Origin of the sequence: Psychrobacter proteolyticus (genome assembly GCF_038155145.1) — a bacterium.
Taxonomy (GTDB): Bacteria; Pseudomonadota; Gammaproteobacteria; order Pseudomonadales; family Moraxellaceae; genus Psychrobacter; species Psychrobacter proteolyticus_B.
In genome coordinates this window covers 1-246 of the sequence record NZ_JBAKAY010000049.1, presented here as the reverse complement: position 1 = coordinate 246, position 246 = coordinate 1, and the positions used below count along the sequence as shown (strand labels likewise).

Below are 246 nucleotides of genomic sequence, written 5' to 3'. Positions count from 1 at the left end.
TTCTCAAGCTCCAATCTGATTTGCTCTTGATCAAGTGGCGCAAGATACATGGCTTGTTCACCGCGATCCTTACCATTTAACCTGTCTCCTTGATGTTTGACCGACTCAGCTTTATCACGAAATTGCTTAAACCAAACGATGTCACTGATGACAAAATTATCATCGTACAACACGCAAGCTAAATCAATATCCATCGCGCTTAGATATTTTTTGAAGAGCTTAAACATGCATTTTGGCTCAATTTTG

Annotated in this window: 1 pseudogene; it reads right to left on the bottom strand. The window is 39.4% G+C overall.

The window, feature by feature from the left end:
• A pseudogene (locus tag V6252_RS12965) lies at positions 1–227 on the bottom strand (TerD family protein); the annotation flags it as partial.
• Between the last annotated feature and the right edge of the window lie 19 nt (positions 228–246).